The organism is Brachybacterium tyrofermentans (assembly GCF_014897585.1).
Classification (GTDB): Bacteria; Actinomycetota; Actinomycetes; order Actinomycetales; family Dermabacteraceae; genus Brachybacterium; species Brachybacterium tyrofermentans.
In genome coordinates this window covers 55,934-72,337 of sequence record NZ_JABUXW010000022.1, presented here as the reverse complement: position 1 = coordinate 72,337, position 16,404 = coordinate 55,934, and the positions used below count along the sequence as shown (strand labels likewise).

Genomic DNA, 16,404 nt, shown 5'->3' with positions numbered 1-16,404 from the left:
ACACCGCCCGACGCACCAGCGAAGGCAAGACCCCGCGAGAGATCAAACGCTGCCTGAAACGCTACGTCGCTCGAGACCTCTACCGCCGCCTTGAGTACCCACCACTATCCACTTGACGCACCATAGGAGCGTCGCTTCCGCACGCCAGGTGCCCGACACCCACCATCACGCGCAGGGCACCGGGCACCGGCTGTCGGATGCTGGGCACCGCACTACGCTCGGCCCCATGACCCGTATCGGCATCGTCGTCGCCCATCCGCAGCCCGCCGGCATCGAGACCGACACCTCCCTCGATGCGGTGCCGCTCGTGGAGGCGCTGACCCGGCGAGGGGTCCACGCGGAGATGACCCCGTGGCGCAGTCCGGATGTCGACTGGGCGTCCTTCGACCTGCTCGTGATCCGCAGCCCGTGGGACTACGCCCTCCATCCGGAGGAGTTCGAGAGCTGGTTGGACCTCGCCGCGTCGAGCAGTCACGTGCTCAACGAGCCCGACCTGGTGCGCTGGAACATGGACAAGCGGTATCTCGCGCAGCTCGAGGGGGCAGGAGTGGCGGTCATCCCGGCGACCTATCACCGGGAGATCGACTCCTTCTCGCGGGCCCTCGAGGAGTTCGCGAGCCGGGCCGCGAGCGTGGTCGTGAAGCCGACCGTCGGCGCAGGGTCCCAGCTCGTCGGCTTGTTCTCGGCGACGGACCCCGCCGCGCTGGCCCTCGGCCGGCAGATCCTGACGTCCGGGGGCGTCGCGATGCTGCAGCCCGAGGTGCCCGAGCTGTCCGCAGGGCACGAGAAGGCGCTCTACGCGGTGGACGGGCACTTCACCCATGCGATCTCCAAGGGTGCCCTGCTCGCCGAGGGCGGCGGGCTGCGCGGAGGCGTCTACCAGGAGCGGCCTGTGGTCGTCGAGGCCACAGCGCAGGAGAAGGCCTTCGCCGAACAGACGCTGTCCGCGATCTCCCAGGTCACCGGCCTGTCCACGCCGCTCTACGGGCGCATCGACACCGTGGACTCCGCGGAGCATGGACTCGTGCTGCTCGAGGCCGAGCTCTTCGAGCCGCTGTTCAACCTGCCGCTGGTCCCCGAGGTCACGGAGACCTTCGCCGACGCGATCCTCGCGAGACTGGACACACCCTGATCGGCCGTATGTGCCGACGGACCTGAGCTGATCTCCGGACAGGACGGGGCGTCCGGGGCGAGAATCGACCCTGGTGATGTCGGTGTGCTCGCCCTGGCACCAGGCGCACCGCTCGAGCTGCTCCCCCACCCTCAGTCCTGAAAGGGCCTTCGATGCCGCTGTACGACCTCCCGCTCCCTGCTCTGCACGAGTACCTCCCCGAGCTCGACGAGCCGGCCGACCTCGACGAGTTCTGGGCGGGCACGCTGGATCGCGCCCGCACCGTCGACTCGATCCTCGAGCTCCGGCCCGTGGAGACCGGGCTGTCCCTGGTGGACACCTGGGACGTCACCTTCGCCGGGCACGACGGGGCGCCGATCCGTGCCTGGTACCTGCGCCCTGCCGGCGTCGAGGCCGAGCTTCCGGTGGTCGTGAAGTACATCGGCTACGGCGGCGGTCGCTCGGAGCCGATCGAGCACCTGATGTGGCCGAGCGCCGGCTACGGCCACCTGGTGATGGACACCCGCGGCCAGGGCAGCCGCTGGGGCTCCGGCGGCGACACCCCGGATCCCGTCGGCTCCGGCCCCGCCGCCCCGGGGTCCATGACCCGCGGCATCGAATCCCCCGAGACCGCGTACCTCACGCGGCTCATGACAGACGCCGCGCGAGCGGTCGATGCGGCCCGTGCGCTCCCGGGCGCCGACGGGCGCGTCGTGGTGACGGGAGGCAGCCAGGGCGGCGGGCTCGCGATCGCCGCCGGCAGCCTGGTGCCCGACGTCGACGCGGTGATGGCGGACGTGCCGTTCCTGTGCCAGATCCGCCGCGCGATGGACATCACCGATGCCGATCCCTATCAGGAGATCGTCCGCTATCTCGCCGTGAACCGGGGCCGCGAGGCGGCCGTGGAGAACACGCTCCGGTACGTCGACGTCGTGCATCTCGCGCGGCGAGCCCGCGCGAACACGCTCTTCTCCGCGGCGCTGCGCGACATGACCTGCCCTCCCTCGACGATCTTCGCGGCGTACAACCACTACGCCGGCCTCAGCGGCGCGACCCCGAGCAAGAACATCGAGATCTACCCCTTCAACAACCACGAGGGCGGCGCGGCCACCCAGAGCATGGTCCAGCTGGCCTGGCTGCGCGACCGGGTGCCGGCCGACGCGACCGCTCGCTGACCCGGCCGGCCCGACCAGGGCGATCGGAGCTCTCCGCAGCCGGAGCACGGGCTCGAACGGCGCGGAGAACATCGACTGGGCCGTCCTCCTGGGCGCCTCGGTGATCTCCCTGATCCCGATGGTGCTGCTGTTCCTGGTGTTCCGTCGTCAGATCATGAACTCCGACATCAACTCCGGTCTGAAGGACTGACCCGATCTCCCGAGAGGATCACGCACGTGCCCGCCTCGCCTCCCCCAGGTTCCGCACCGCCCGCCGTCGAACGTGCCGGGCTGCCCGCAGCTCATACCGAGCTGCTCGTCGGCGCAGCTCGCGACCTCCCCGAACGATCCCGATCGGTGCTCGTCCGCGGCGGCCATCGGGCGCTGGGCCGTGTAGTGCGCGATGCCGTGCTGCTCTCGCCGACGGGGCATCCCGACCATGGCGTGCCCGCCGCGCCGCTGGTCGACCCCATGGCGCCCCTGGTCGACGCCGCCGCCTCGGCGCTGGACAGGCTCCGCGAGCTGCAGAACCCCTCCGGCACCTTCCGGGGCGGCGACAACGTCGACTCCCCACCGGATTCGGCGTTCACGGTGAACGATCTGGCGTGGGCGAGGGTCGAGATCGCTCGTCGGTCGGTCGACTCCAGCACGACGGCGCACCCGCTCTCCGCACTGCAGGAGCCGCTGGATCTGGTGCTGGGCGCCGTGACCCCGGCGCTGCTCCACGGAGGCGTCCACACCCCGAACCATCGCTGGGAGATCGCCTCGGCGCTGGCTCGGCTCTGGGAGGCGCTCGAGCGCGCCGAGCAGTGGCTCGCAGAGGGCGTGGATCTGCAGACGGACGGCCTGTTCTCCGAGCGCAGCGCGAACTACGCGGCGCACGTCTCGGTTCCGGCCCTGCTGGCGCTGGGCAGGATCCTGGAGCGTCCAGATCTCACGCGGGCCGCGGATCGGGCCACGCGGGTCCAGGCCGAGCTCACCGATGCGCACGGACTCGTCGAGACCCTGGCCTCCAGCCGGCAGGACCAGTTCGCCCCGTTCGACGGGGGAGCCATGCACCCCTGGTTCCGAGCGCATGCGGCCCGCGCCGGCGACCCCCTCACCGCTCGCGCCGCCGTGCGCACGGCCTCGCGCGCCGGGGCCGACGACGTGCTGACCCTGCTCGCCCTGGCCGCGGACGATCCCTCCGCACTCGCTCCGCTTCCGCCAGCCGCACCGGCACCCACCCCGGAATCCCCCGAGGTGGTGGAGCTGGGCGACTCGGCGCTGGCGCGGGTGGATCACGGGGTGTCCTCGACGGTGCTGTTCGGGGGCACCGATACCGCTGCACTTGGACGGGTCACCTCCGGGAGCTCCTCGCAGTCCACCGTCGCGCGCTTCCTCGGCACGACGCTGGGGATCCGCGAGCTGCGCCTCTCCCGGGACTTCTTCTCCCTGGGCCCGCTGCGACCCGGCCCACCTCGACGCCTGGCGGACGATGCGGAGAAGCGGCACCGCTATTCCCTGCAGGAGCGGATCGCCGCCGAGTACTTCCACCCGCTCCGGGCGCCGGACCTCGATCCCGCGGGGGACTATGCCCTCGAGTTCAACGGGCGTTTCGCCGCCGCCATGGACTTCTCTCACCGCCCGGCCGACCTCGTCAGCCTGAGCACCTCGATGACCGCCTCGCTCGGCCCCGGGAGCCTCGATCTGCACTGGGAGTTCGAGGGCCCCCGGACTCCGATCTGCCTGCTGCTCGCTCTGGACGGCGGAGACGTCGTCACGGACGGGGACGACGCATCGCTGTACCGCGACGAGCGGGGCAGGCACGTCCTGGACCCTCGGGCCGGAGGAGCTGCGGCGACGTCCCTCGAGGACGGCCGCGCCCAGGCCGCCTGCCAGCTGGTCAGCGCCGGGGAGCGCCTCGACATCAGCGCACAGGGAGCACTCGGCGGGCGGGCGTTCTACGACCCCGGGGAGGCCTACTCGTTCCTCGGCGCCAGCGATGAGCCGAGCGGGAAGGTGCTCCTGATCCCGGCATCGACAGGGGCACCGCTCAGCCTGCGGCTGCGCATCAGCACCGACTCCCGACCCTGACGCCGACCTCGGCCCCTGGCCCTGGCCCTGGCCCTGGCCTTGGTCCAACCCGCCTCGACCTCACCCCATTCACCGGATGCACGGCGGCCTCACAGCAGTCCAAAACTTTCTCAAAAGCTTTCCGTGCGCGTCACGGCAAAGATCCGAGAAGTTCCCTGACCACGGACTGCATACCGCGGGCACCACGCGCTTTGGGAGAGCGCTTGACGGAAACAGCCGGAGTCCCTACCCTCAATCCACCTGAATCGAGTTTCTGCTTTTTCGGAAACTTTCCTTTCCTTTTCAGGGGACGTCGGACAGCGGCAGTGACGCCACCGTCGGCCGTCGCAGTCCACGGCTCGGCACCTCCGCGCCGGCCGTGCCCCGGGGAGCGGCGATGGGCCCTCCTCGCTGATCGACATCTTCGAGCCACACCGGGAGTCCCTCATGACCCGTCCGACCCCAGGCCCTCTCACCAGCCGCCGCAGCTTCGTCGGCCTCAGCGCCGCGGCGTTCAGCACCGTCGCGCTCGCCTCGTGCGGCTCCAGCTCCCCCGAGGACGCCGCCGATCCCTCGACCCTGGACGTCGGGGCGATGGAGTCCTTCGAGGCGGACCAGCAGTTCACCGCCACGGAGCCGATCACGCTGTCGATCCTGTGGACCGACTGGCCCGAGAACCCCGTGCAGGACACCTGGCAGGTGTTCGACCGCATCAAGGAGCTCACCAACGTCGAGCTCGAGCTCACCCACGTCCCCTTCAGCGACAACGTGGAGAAGCGGAGCCTGCTCATCAGCGCCGGGGACGCCCCCACCGTGGTCCCGCTGATCTATCGAGGTGACGAGACCCAGTTCGTCTCCTCCGGGGCGATCCTGCCGATGAGCGACTACATCGAGCACATGCCCAACTTCCGCAAGTACGTCGAGGAGTGGGACCTCGGCGAGATGATGGACAACATCCGACAGGCCGACGGGAAGTACTACATGCTCCCCGGCCTGCAGGAGGTCTGGGTCCCCTCCTTCTCCCTGATCATCCGCAAGGACGTCTGGGAGGAGATCGGCATCGGCATCCCCACCACCTGGGACGAGGTCCACGAGGGGCTCACGGCGATCAAGGAGAAGTACCCCGACTCGCTGCCGCTGGCCGACGGCTTCGGGGGTCAGTCGCTCATCAACTACGGCGGCTACGCCTTCAACACCCGCGCCGGCTGGGGCTTCGGCGACGGCATGATGGGCGGCCACGACGGCCCGATGACGTACGCGGCCACCTCCGACGAGTACAAGGCGATGGTCGAGTACTACCGGAGCCTGGTCGAGGAAGGGCTTCTGGACCCCGAGTCCCTGACTGCCGCGAACGACGGCAGCGGCGCCGCGAGCATCGACGCGAAGTTCGCGCAGGAGACCTGCTTCGCCGCCTCAGGCTCCTCGGGCACCGTCTTCGAGTTCGCCCAGGCCATGGACGAGACCCTCGGCAAGGGGAACTACGAGCTGCAGCTCATCCCGCCGCCCGCCGGCCCTGGCGGGAACATCATGGGGCCCCGGAACTTCTGGCACGGGTTCATGCTGAACTCCGAGATCGCCTCGTCGGAGAACTTCCTGGCGATCCTGCAGTTCATGGACTGGCTGTACTTCAACCCCGACGCCCGGGAGATGATCCGATGGGGCGTCGAGGGCGAGACCTACACGACGGCGGAGAACGGCGAGATCACCCTCAACGAGGGGTACTCGCTGGACAGCTTCGAGCTGAACACCGGCGCCGGGACCGACATCCTCAAGGATCTCGGCTTCTCGACCTACCTGGCGGAGGCCACCGAGTCCCGATCACTGAAGCAGTCCTACAACTCCGAGGACTTCACCGCCTATATCGACGGGGTGCTCGAGAGTCTGGAATCGATGCCGCCCTGGGCCCCCGCCCCGCTGGAGGAGGGCGAGCTGGAGCAGGCGTCGCTGATGGCGACCCCGATCAAGGACGCCGTGGACACCGCCACCTTGCAGTTCATCATGGGGGAACGGGACATGAGCGAGTGGGAGGCGTTCGGCCAGGAGCTCGAGGCCGCCGGCCTGCCCGCCTACGTGGACCTGATCAACACCGCACGCGATCGGTTCGTCGAGAAGAAGGGCTGAGTCCTCCGCTCGCGCCCTTCCGGCCCGTGCACCGCGAGCGCCTCGCTCGCGGTGCACGGCCGGTGGTCAGGAACCCTGCGGGGAGACAGGCGCCGTCGACTCCCGCTGCACCAGGTGCGTCTCGAGCTTGAACGGGTGGGCGAACAGCCCCGGGTCCGAGGAGAGCGCGAGCAGCCGCTCCACGGCCACCTGCCCCATCGAGAACAGCGGCTGACGCACGGCGGTGAGCTGGGGATGCGTCCAGCTGGCGATCATCGTGTCGTCGAAGCTGACCACGCTGAGCTCCTCGGGGACGCTCACGCCCAGCTGCCGGGCCGCCCGCAGGGCGCCCACGCCGAGGGTGTCCGCGACGGCGAAGATCGCGGTGGGAGGCTCGGGCAGCCGCAGCAGCTTCTCGGCATTGCGCTGGCCGTCCTCGTAGCCGAAGGATCCGTGCTGGATGAGCGCGGGGTCCACCGGGATCCCGGCCTGCGCGAGGGCGCTGTGATAGCCCTGCACCCGCTGCCGGGCGGGGACGGAGCCCTCGGGCCCGCCGATGATGCCGATCCGTCGGTGACCGAGGTCCAGGAGGTGCTGGACGGCGAGCGACCCGCCCTCCCAGTTGGTCGCCGAGATGGTGACGACGCCCTTGGTGTCCGGGCCGATCGTCACGGGGTCCACGGCGATGAGCGGCAGCTTGAGGTCCTTGCTCCAGCGGGCATGCTGGGTCCCGATCGGGGAGGTGACGGCGATGAGACCCTCGATGCCGCGCGCTGCGATGTCCGCCATCTGCGCGCGCGTGGGCCCGGCATAGCCCTCGCCGCGCTCGTCGACGCTGATGACCAGCAGGTCCACGTCGGCCCGACGGGCGGCGCGCTCCGCACCCTCGAGCACCTGCAGCGCGTACGGGCTCGTGAGCGTGTCGAAGTGGATCATCACCGAGCGACGACGGTCGGTATCGCGTCGCTTCGGCTGATAGCCGAGCTCTCGGGCCACCTCGGCGACCTCCTGGCGCGTGGAGTCGCGCACGTCCGCGCGACCGTTCATCACCTTCGAGGCGGTCGCCAGCGAGACCCCCGCCTTCTCGGCGACGTCCTTCAGGGTGACCCGGCCCTGCCGGGCAGCATCCTCTGGCATGTCCACACCCTCACCTCTCGACACAGCACCGTCCTCAGCACCGACTCCCCGGAGGATAGTCGGGCCCGACCCCGCGGCCGCGGAGCACTCAGGGTCCAGCCTAAACAACCTTTGATGTTTCGCTGACACTTTCGGACTATTTTAGTCCTCGAGACGCGCTGGCTCGACCTCGGAGACCGAACGGTCGAAGGCGGCGAGCGCCCGCCAGGGCCCGTTCCCGGGTGACCCGACGAACGACGGGGCGGGCGCCGGGCCCGCAGGCTGGACGACCGCCCCGTCGGCGGAGCAGATCAGCCCTTCACGGAGCCGAGCATGATCCCGGAGACGAAGTACCGCTGCACGAACGGGTACACGCACAGGATCGGGATGAGGATCAGGATCATCGTCACCGACTGGATGTTGGCGTTGATGTCGCTGACGCTCGCCCCGGAGGCCGCGGCCCCTTCGGAGGCCGCCGTGGAGGCGCCGGCGATCAAGTTCCTCAGGAACAGGGTCACCGGGAACAGATCCGTCTTGTCCAGGTACAGGAACGCGGCGAACCAGTCGTTCCAGTACTGCACCGAGTAGAACAGCACCATCGTCGCGATGACCGCCTTGGACAGCGGCAGCACGATGCGGAAGAAGATCCCGAACCAGGTGAGGCCGTCGATGTGCGCCGCCTCTTCGAGCTCCGTGGGGAGATTCTCGAAGAAGGCCTTCATGACCAGCAGGTTGAAGACGGACAGCGCCGGCGGGAGGATCACCGCCCACATCGTGTTCTTCATCCCCAGGGAGGAGATGAGGACGTAGTTCGGGACGATGCCGCCGTTGAAGAACATCGTGAACACGGCGATGCCGATGAGCAGCCCGCGCCCCCTGAGGTGCTTCTTGGACAGCACGAAGGCGTAGGTCGTGGTCAGGACCATCGCGATGGTCGTGCCGATCACGGTGTAGACCACGGTGTTGCCGTAGCTGCGCCAGAACGCGCCGTTGTCGGCGACCGCCTTGTACGTATCGATGTTGAAGTCCACCGGGAAGATGCTCACCTTGCCGGCATTGATCGCCCCGGCCGAGCTGAACGACTGCGCCAGCAGCATCACGAACGGATAGAGCATCACCGCGCACATGAGCACCAGGACCGTCATGTTGACGACGGTGAAGACCTTGTACGAGGTGGAGTCCTTGATACGGGACGTCCGGGCCTTGACGGGCGCCGCACGGGGCGCGTCCGGGGCCATTGCTTCGATCACCACAGGCTCGTCCCCACCAATCGCTTCGAGATGAAGTTCGCGGACATGACCATGGCGAAGCCGATGATGGCCTGGAACAGGCCGATGGCCGCGGCATAGCTGAGATTGTTCGACACCAGGCCGACGCGGTACAGATACGTCGAGATGACGTCGCCGGTCGAGTAGGTCATGGGGTTGTAGAGCAGCAGGACCTTCTCGAACCCGACGTTGAGGAAGTTGCCGATGTTGAGGATCAGCAGCGTGACCATCGTCGGCCGGATCCCCGGGATCGTGACGTGCCAGGTCTGCTGCCAGCGGTTCGCCCCGTCGATGCGCGACGCCTCGTAGAGGCCGTCGTCCACGGCGGTGAGCGCGGCGAGGTACAGGATCGTGCCCCAGCCGACGGTCTGCCAGGCCTCGGAGGCCACGTAGATGAACCGGAACCACTCGGGCTTCTGGAGGAACGACACCGCGTCCCCGCCGAAGGCCTCCGTGATCTGGTTGACCGTGCCCTGCAGGGACAGCAGCTGGTAGACCATGCCCACCACGATCACGACCGAGAGGAAGTGCGGGAGGTAGCTGATCGACTGCACGATCTTCTTGAAGTGCGTGCGCCGCACCTCGTTGAGCATGAGCGCCAGGATGATCGGCAGCGGGAAGCAGACCACGAGGGTCATGCCGCCGATGATCACCGTGTTCGTGAAGACGTTCCAGAAGGCGGGGTCGTGGATGAACATATCCACGTAGAGCATTCCCACCCACTCGTCACCGAAGATGTTCCCGCCCGGTCGGAACCGGCGGAAGGCGATGACGTTGCCGAGCATCGGCAGGTAGCGGAAGATCGCCAGGAAGATGAGCGGCGCGATCGCGAAGGTGTACAGCGGCCAGTCGCGCCGCAGCGACCGCTTCCACCGTCCCGGCCTGCGCTTCGGGGTCGGGGGCCGCGACGCAGGCTCCTGCGCCGCGACGTCCCGTGTCTGTGCCAGGGTCATGTGACCACCCGTTCCGTCTGCTGACCGAGCCCGCTCAGCCGTTGGCCTCGACGAAACGGTCCTTGGCGGTGTTCAGCAGCTCGAGGTACCGGTCCACGCCTGCCGCCTCCAGCTCGCCGACGAAGGCATCCCACTCCCCCATGTCGCGCTCGCCCATGATGAACTGCAGCGTCGCGGTGTCCACGGCGTCCTTGATCGGGGTCGCCAGGAGCGAGGCCTGCTCGAGCTCGGTCTCATCCATCGGAGTGGGCGGGAACGGGTCGCGCGGGGTGCGGGTGCTCAGCACGTCGTCGATGTACTGGACGAACTCGGGCGTGCTGTAGGACTCCTTGAGCGCCCGGGACTCGGTGGCCTCGGCCGGGAAGGTCGAGAAGCCGAGGTCGATCTTGATATCGGTCTCGGCGCCGGCGTTCATCGCGTAGTCGTCCAGCGAGTACCCGTCGTCGAGCTCGATCGTGCCGTCGTCCGCCTTCGTGTAGGTCACGTCCTTCTCGCCCCAGCGCAGCATGTCGCGCGCCTCGGGGTTGAAGTAGAGCCAGTCCACGAACTGCAGCGTGGCCAGGAAGTTCTCCGACTTCGTGATCTCCGAGCTGAGCATGAAGCCGTGCCAGAAGTTGCGGGGCTCGACCATGTCCCCGGCGGGACCGCCGGGCGGCGGGATGAGCGTGATGGAGTAGTTCCCCTCGCCGACTGTCGCGTCGAGCGCGGTGGCGAACTCGATCGCCGTGCCGGAGGAGCCCGAGGCGGCGAAGCACAGCTCCTTGGCGAACTTCTCGTCGACGCCCGCGGCACCGCTGCCGTCGTTGGAGGCGGTGAGGGACTCCTTGTCCAGCAGGCCGTCCTCGACCAGGCCGCGGAAGTAGTCCACGAGCTGCTTGTACTCGTCGGTGGTCGCCGCGTAGACGAGCTTGCCGTCTGCGCCCTCGACCGCCCCGTCGCCGAAGCCCCAGCCCGCCTTGGTCCCGAAGCCGTGCGCGGCATAGTTGAGCATGGACTGGGCCTCGAAGCCGTCCGCCAGCGGTACGGAGTCGGGGTACTTCTCCTTGATCAGCTTGAGCCCCTCGTGGACCTCCTCCCAGGTGTTGGGCACCGCGCCGGCGACCTCCTCGAAGATGTCCTTGCGGATCACCAGGCTGAACGCCGGGACGGAGACCTCCTGCAGGCCGGGCACCATGTAGTACTTGCCGTCGGCCTGCTTGAGGTTGTTGATCATCTCGGAGAGCTCCCACTCCTCGATGTACTTCTGGAAGTTCGGCATCTTGTCCGCGTAGTCGCTCAGCGGCACCACGGCGCCGGAGGAGACGAACGGGGCATCCTCACCGGTGTAGACCAGCGGGATCAGGGTCGGCGCGTCACCGGCGCTGATGAGCAGGCTGCGCTTCTCGGTCGCGTCGCTGAAGGGGATGTGCGTCAGCGTGATCTCGACGTTGGTGAGCTCCTTGATGAGCTCGAAGATCCGCCAGGAGTCCTCGACCGGCACCTCGGGCCAGTCGGTCCACAGCATGCTGACCTCGAAGGGTTCGGTGGCCGTGAACTGCGCGTCCGCGGCGTAGTCGTCCATCGCTCCCACGTTCTGGGACTCGACGTCGACCTCCTCTCCGGAGTCGGAGCCGCAGGAGGCCAGGGCGAGCGTCCCGAAGGCCGCTGCGGAGAGCCCCACGAAACTGCGGCGGGTCTGCGAAAGATGGAAGGGGTGCGACGTCGTCATAGCCGTCTCCTCGTCGAGATCATGGCCGCACCGCAGGGAGCGGCCGGCTGAACAGGTGGAGCAGGGACTGCAGGCACTGCTGGTTCCGATGGAGTGATGCTGCGCCCGTCCTGGGCGGCATCCGGATCGGACCTCGGGGGAGCAGGGCGTCGATGATCGACCGCACCCTGTTCCGAAGAGCTGACTGCCGCGCGTCGTAGTGCGGCAGGAAAGCGTACCTAGACTTTCGCTGAAGTTTCGGTGCGCAACTTAACTTAACTCTCACTGTGATGCTGGTCAAGGGCTTCGCTATCACGTGAGAATCTCCGCCGCCCGCGCCTCGACAATGCGTTCACCTGCAGGTTCCCATCACAATCCCTGAGAGCGCTCTCCCGGAACGCCTGAACTGGAGGTAACAGTTGCGTATCATCGCAGAACAATCAATCGAAAGTTTCTGTTTTGGAGGCGATACTGGAGCGATACCGAGGAGTGCTGCCGGGCGCGCCGCACCGCGCCTCGCACCCCGGCGGCCCGCACTGCAGCCCGCCCTGAAGGAGGCCCGATGACGTCCGTCCGACAGAACCGCAGCGTGCTCACCGGTGTCACCGAGTGGGTCTACTGGCTCGTCACGATCGACGTGCTCCTGGTGGTCGCCTGCTCCCCCACGATCCTCGCCTGGACGCTGCTGACGGCGGAGCCGAGCAGCGTCCTGCTGCTGGTCGTCGCCACCCTGCCGGTGGTGCCAGCGGTCTCCGCGGCGCTCTATGCCTGGCGCCGGCGGTCCGAGGATCCTGACCTGGTCCCCGCCTCGCGCTTCCTGCGCGGCTACCGGCTGAACCTCCTGGACAGCCTCAAGGTGGGGGCGCCGGCGGTGCTCGTGCTCGGGATCCTCACGGCGAACGTCACCTTCGGGACCCAGCTGGGCACGGCGAGCTTCAACGCCGCCTTCCTGGCGCTCGGGGCGCTGGTCCTGCTGGTCCTGGTACGTGCGCTGACGATCGTGTCGAACTTCAGCTTCCGCCTCGTCGACGTGCTCCGGCTCTCGGTGTTCACCCTGCTCACGAAGCCGCTCTCGACGCTCGCGCTGCTCTCCCTCGGGGTGCTCACGCTCGGGCTCGTGCAGTTCATCGGCAGCTTCATGCTCCTGCTGGCCGGCTCGTTGCTCACGGTGGCCCTGTGGCACTCGGAGAAGCCGGTCGCCCGGCTCCTCCGAGAGCGCTTCGTCAGTCCCGACGAGGAGCCGGTGCCGGCACCTGCTGGCTGAGGAGCCCCCCGCGCGGCACGGTGACCTCGCGCACCTGCCCGTCGGTCTCGACTGTGTAGTCGCCGGCGAATCCCTGCAGGTGGACCACGCCGTTCTCGTCGGCCCGGTGCTCGCCGCGAGGGACCCACCACTGCTCACGGATGAGCTCCCGCAATGCGTGATAGCCCGGCTTCGGGGTCCCGTCGGCCCGCACGAGACCCGCGGGGGCGCCGAGCCAGGCGGAGGCGTCGTCCAGCCCCCAATAGGTGAGCGATTCCGTGGCCGGGTGCGCGAGCACGGTGCGGTAGTGGCGCACGAGCTCGTCGGCCTGGCGCTCCTCGCCCGCGGGCGTCGAGGGCCAGGAGTCGACCACATAGTCGTTGAGATCGCCGATGTGGGCGGGCATGAGGTCGCCGGAGACCAGCGTCGTCTCGGTCATCTGCAGGGGCGGGCCGAAGCGGGAGAAGCGCTCGAGCACCTCGGTGATCTGCTCCTCGCCCCGATACCCCTGATGCATGTGGGTCTGCAGACCGATCGCGTCGATCTGCACGCCCGCCTCGAGGCATTCCTCGATGACCTCTTCGTAGGCGGGGGTGAGGTCGAAGTCGTTGAGCACGAGGCGCGCTGTGGGGTCCGCGGCGCGGGCGGTCTCGAACGCGAGGCGGATGACGTGCATCCGGCCGCGGGCCCGCGCCAGGCGCGTGACCGCGTTCTCCTCGGCCTCGAAGACGGGCAGGATGACGGTCTCGTTGATCGCGTCCCACTGGTCGACGAGCCCGGCGAACCCGCTTGCCTCACGGGTGATCCGCGCGCGGATCGCGTCCTCGACACCCTGGTCGTCCTTCTCCTGCAGCCAGGTCGGGGCGAGGGTGTGCCACAGCAGCGGATGGCCCTTGATCCGCACACCGCGGTGGCGGAGGTGCGTGGCCAGGGCCCGCAGGCGGTCCGCGTCGGTGGCCCCGGGAGTCTGCTCGTACCAGCGCCAGTAGAAGGGCAGCGTCGCGGTGTCGAACAGGTCCAGCCACAGCCGCTCGAGCTCGGCGGCGGGCTGGTCGCCGGGCTGCGCGAGCGCGAAGGCGGTGCAGCCGAAGCCGAAGGCGTGCCGGGCCTGCTCCACCGTGACCGACGCTCCCGGTCGCGGAGCGCCGTCGGCGTCCACGACCTGCAGCTGGATCGGTTCGAGACGGTCTCCGGGAGACGACGCGGCCGACGGGGCTGACAGAGTCGACGCGGCCTGCGGGGCCGACGGAGCCTGCGCCGGGGCCCTCCGTGCGGGTCCGGACGGGGTGGTCATCAGAGCCCCTCGGAGACACTCGCGGTTGCGGTCCCGGCGGGGGCCCCTGCAGTGACCGACGCGGACGGCGAGGCCGTCTGCCCGCCACGCACCGGGGCGACGTCGACCGGGGTGTCGAGCACCCGCTCGCCGTCGCCGACCACGCGCACCGCGCCGGAGATCCGGAAGGATCCCTCGTGCCGCATGTCCTCGCTCGAGGAGCCCACCCGCACGCGGAACTCGCCGGGCTCGACGATCCGCTGGTGGTCCTGGCCGAGGAACGAGGTGCGGTCGGCATGGAGGCGGAAGGTGACGCGGGCGCTCTCCCCGGCGGCGAGGGCGATCTTGGTGAAGCCGACGAGGCGCTTGAGCGGGCGCACCACGGAGGCGACCGGGTCGCTGAGGTAGAGCTGGGCGACTTCCTTGCCGTCGCGATCGCCCACGTTGGTGACCGTGGCCGCGATCTCCACGGTGCCGTCGGCCGCGATCTCTGCGGACGAGAGGTCCAGGTCGGAGTACTCGAAGCGGGTGTAGCCGATGCCGAAGCCGAAGGGGAACAGCGGCTGGGGGTCGATGTTCGAGATGCCGTCGCTGACCCAGGCGAGCACCGGGGCGAGGTAGGTGCCGGGCTGGCCGCCCATGCCCCCGGGGATCCCGATCGGCAGGCGACCGGAGGGGTTCACCCGGCCGGAGAGCACACCGGCGAGCGCGCTGCCGCCCTCCTCGCCGGGCATGAACGCCTGCACGATGGCGGCGCAGCGGTCCACGTAGGCACCGAGCGCGTAGGGCCGGCCGGTGACCAGCACCAGCACCACGGGGGTGCTGGTGGCGAGCACGGCCTCGACGAGCTCGTGCTGGGCACCGGGCAGCTGCAGGTCGGCGACGTCGCAGCCCTCGCCGGAGGTGCCCGCGCCGAACAGGCCCGCGATGTCGCCGACGGCGAGCACGGCGACGTCCGCCGCCTCGGCCGCGGTGACGGCCTCGGCGATCCCGTCGGTCGAGGTGCCGGTGAAGTCGGTCCCGGCGACCGTCGTGACGGTGGAGTCCGGGAACTCGGCGGTCAGGCTCTCGGCGAGCGAGGGCACGGCGACCGAGGTGCCGTTGTCCTCCAGGCGGGAGAGCACGTGGTTGGTGAAGCTGTAGCAGCCCAGGAAGCTGCGCGCCTCGACGGCGCTGGGGCCGATGAGCGCGATGCGGCCCGGTGCCGCGAGCGGCAGCACGTCGGCCTCGTTGCGCAGCAGGACGATGGACTCCTCGGCCACGCGCCGGGCGAGATCGCGGTTCTCCGCGGGGTCCAGGTCGATGGCCTCGCCGGTGGTGGCGGGGTCGAACTCGGGGTCCAGCAGGCCCAGCTCGACCTTCTGGCGCAGCACACGGCGCACGGCGGTGTCGAGCACCTCGACCTCGAGCTCGCCGGCCTCGATGGCGTCCAGCAGCTCGGGGAAGGTGTTGGTCTCGGGCAGCTCGACGTCCATCCCGGCGCGCAGGGTGGTCACGGCGGCGTCGCGGGTGGTCTCCACGACGCGGTGCATGGACTGCAGGAAGTTCACGGCCCAGTAGTCGGAGACCACGGTGCCCTCGAAGCCCCAGGTGTCCCGCAGCAGCTCGGTCATCAGCCAGCGGCTGGCGGCGGGGGCGATGCCGTCGATGTCGGCATAGGAGTTCATCACGGAGCGGACCTCGCCCAGGCGCACGGCCATCTCGAAGGGCACCAGGTCGATCTCGTGCAGCTCGCGCAGGCCGATCGAGACGGGCGCATGGTTGCGGCCCGCGCGGGAGGCGGCATGGCCGGCGAAGTGCTTCAGGGTCGCGATGACCCCGGAGTTCTGCAGACCCTTCACGTACTCGGTGGCCAGGATGCCGGTGAGATACGGGTCCTCGCCCATCGTCTCCTCGATGCGGCCCCAGCGGTAGTCGCGCACGATGTCCAGCACAGGGGACAGGCCGTGATGGGTGCCGATCGCGCGCATGTCCGACCCGATCCGTGCGGCCATCTCGCCGATCAGCTCGGGGGCGAAGGAGGCTCCCCAGGCGATCGCGGCGGGGTAGGTGGTGGCCTCATGGGCCATGACGCCGGTCAGGCATTCCTCGTGCGCGATCGCCGGGATGCCGTGCGGGGAGCCGGCGGTGACGGCGCTCTGCAGGCGGCGCAGGTTCTCCACGCCCTCCTGCGAGGTGAGGGGTGCGCTGCCGTAGGCACGGGTGATGTGCCCGAGGCCGTTCTGGACGGCGTCCTCGAAGGGATCACGGCCTTCGTCGAAGGTGGACTGCATGGGCGCGAAGCCCTCGGCGTCCCCGATCTCGGGCCGCTTCCAGTAGCTGCCGAGCTGGGCGATCTTCTCCTCGGGGCTGAGATCGGCCAGCAGCGACTCCACGCGCTGCTCGACGCTCACAGAGGGGTCTCTCCACGGGGCAACGGTCATGAGGTGCTCCTTCGCACGGCC

The 16,404-nt window shown here is 69.1% G+C and carries 11 protein-coding genes; 5 read left to right on the top strand and 6 right to left on the bottom strand.

What is annotated here, in order from left to right:
• Positions 1 to 226 precede the first annotated feature (226 nt).
• The 4 genes from INT49_RS15765 (at position 227) to INT49_RS15750 (ending at position 6,441) form a co-directional block, all read left to right on the top strand.
• Positions 227 to 1,132 (top strand): ATP-grasp domain-containing protein, encoded by a 906-nt coding sequence (locus INT49_RS15765; RefSeq protein WP_193118702.1) that lies wholly within the window; start codon positions 227 to 229, stop codon positions 1,130 to 1,132.
• Between the two features lie 152 nt (positions 1,133 to 1,284).
• The gene (locus INT49_RS15760) at positions 1,285 to 2,286 is read left to right on the top strand and encodes an acetylxylan esterase (RefSeq protein WP_193118701.1); all 1,002 of its coding nucleotides are present in this window, start codon (positions 1,285 to 1,287) and stop codon (positions 2,284 to 2,286) included.
• Positions 2,287 to 2,502: 216 nt separating this feature from the next.
• The gene (locus INT49_RS15755) at positions 2,503 to 4,341 is read left to right on the top strand and encodes a hypothetical protein (protein ID WP_193118700.1); all 1,839 of its coding nucleotides are present in this window, start codon (positions 2,503 to 2,505) and stop codon (positions 4,339 to 4,341) included.
• A 426-nt stretch (positions 4,342 to 4,767) separates the two neighbouring features.
• Positions 4,768 to 6,441: an ABC transporter substrate-binding protein gene (locus INT49_RS15750; RefSeq protein ID WP_193118699.1), complete on the top strand. Its 1,674-nt coding sequence runs from the start codon at positions 4,768 to 4,770 to the stop codon at positions 6,439 to 6,441.
• A gap of 66 nt (positions 6,442 to 6,507) precedes the next feature.
• Here INT49_RS15750 and INT49_RS15745 read toward each other — a convergent pair whose 3' ends face one another.
• The 4 genes from INT49_RS15745 to INT49_RS15730 form a co-directional block, all read right to left on the bottom strand.
• Entirely contained in the window at positions 6,508 to 7,557 is a 1,050-nt protein-coding gene (locus INT49_RS15745) for a LacI family DNA-binding transcriptional regulator (RefSeq protein WP_193118698.1), read from the bottom strand.
• A gap of 290 nt (positions 7,558 to 7,847) precedes the next feature.
• Entirely contained in the window at positions 7,848 to 8,774 is a 927-nt protein-coding gene (locus INT49_RS15740; RefSeq protein WP_193118712.1) for a carbohydrate ABC transporter permease, read from the bottom strand.
• An 8-nt stretch (positions 8,775 to 8,782) separates the two neighbouring features.
• Positions 8,783 to 9,757, bottom strand: coding sequence for an ABC transporter permease (locus tag INT49_RS15735; protein ID WP_193118697.1), 975 nt, complete (start codon positions 9,755 to 9,757; stop codon positions 8,783 to 8,785).
• 34 nt (positions 9,758 to 9,791) lie between these two features.
• The gene (locus INT49_RS15730) at positions 9,792 to 11,465 is read right to left on the bottom strand and encodes an ABC transporter substrate-binding protein (RefSeq protein WP_193118696.1); all 1,674 of its coding nucleotides are present in this window, start codon (positions 11,463 to 11,465) and stop codon (positions 9,792 to 9,794) included.
• A 541-nt stretch (positions 11,466 to 12,006) separates the two neighbouring features.
• Here INT49_RS15730 and INT49_RS15725 point away from each other — a divergent pair.
• Entirely contained in the window at positions 12,007 to 12,708 is a 702-nt protein-coding gene (locus INT49_RS15725) for a DUF624 domain-containing protein (protein WP_193118695.1), read from the top strand.
• Here the strand turns inward: INT49_RS15725 and INT49_RS15720 are convergent.
• Together INT49_RS15720 and INT49_RS15715 are read right to left on the bottom strand one after the other, a co-directional pair.
• Positions 12,668 to 13,981 carry an endo-1,4-beta-xylanase gene (locus INT49_RS15720; RefSeq protein WP_193118694.1) on the bottom strand — a complete coding sequence of 438 codons (1,314 nt, stop codon included), beginning with the start codon at positions 13,979 to 13,981 and terminating at the stop codon, positions 12,668 to 12,670. The two genes, INT49_RS15725 and INT49_RS15720, sit on opposite strands and share 41 nt — an antisense overlap.
• The gene (locus INT49_RS15715) at positions 13,981 to 16,383 is read right to left on the bottom strand and encodes a glycoside hydrolase family 3 N-terminal domain-containing protein (RefSeq protein ID WP_193118693.1); all 2,403 of its coding nucleotides are present in this window, start codon (positions 16,381 to 16,383) and stop codon (positions 13,981 to 13,983) included. The genes INT49_RS15720 and INT49_RS15715 overlap by 1 nt, the downstream gene beginning before the upstream one ends.
• Positions 16,384 to 16,404 lie beyond the last annotated feature (21 nt).

Bases quoted from the DNA above. Each gene is read 5' to 3' on its own strand.
- INT49_RS15765 (WP_193118702.1), top strand. From the start codon at position 227: ATGACCCGTATCGGCATCGTCGTCGCCCATCCGCAGCCCGCCGGCATC.
- INT49_RS15760 (WP_193118701.1), top strand. From the start codon at position 1,285: ATGCCGCTGTACGACCTCCCGCTCCCTGCTCTGCACGAGTACCTCCCC.
- INT49_RS15750 (WP_193118699.1), top strand. From the start codon at position 4,768: ATGACCCGTCCGACCCCAGGCCCTCTCACCAGCCGCCGCAGCTTCGTC.
- INT49_RS15745 (WP_193118698.1), bottom strand. From the start codon at position 7,557: ATGCCAGAGGATGCTGCCCGGCAGGGCCGGGTCACCCTGAAGGACGTC.
- INT49_RS15740 (WP_193118712.1), bottom strand. From the start codon at position 8,774: ATGGCCCCGGACGCGCCCCGTGCGGCGCCCGTCAAGGCCCGGACGTCC.
- INT49_RS15735 (WP_193118697.1), bottom strand. From the start codon at position 9,757: ATGACCCTGGCACAGACACGGGACGTCGCGGCGCAGGAGCCTGCGTCG.
- INT49_RS15730 (WP_193118696.1), bottom strand. From the start codon at position 11,465: ATGACGACGTCGCACCCCTTCCATCTTTCGCAGACCCGCCGCAGTTTC.
- INT49_RS15725 (WP_193118695.1), top strand. From the start codon at position 12,007: ATGACGTCCGTCCGACAGAACCGCAGCGTGCTCACCGGTGTCACCGAG.
- INT49_RS15720 (WP_193118694.1), bottom strand. From the start codon at position 13,981: ATGACCACCCCGTCCGGACCCGCACGGAGGGCCCCGGCGCAGGCTCCG.
- INT49_RS15715 (WP_193118693.1), bottom strand. From the start codon at position 16,383: ATGACCGTTGCCCCGTGGAGAGACCCCTCTGTGAGCGTCGAGCAGCGC.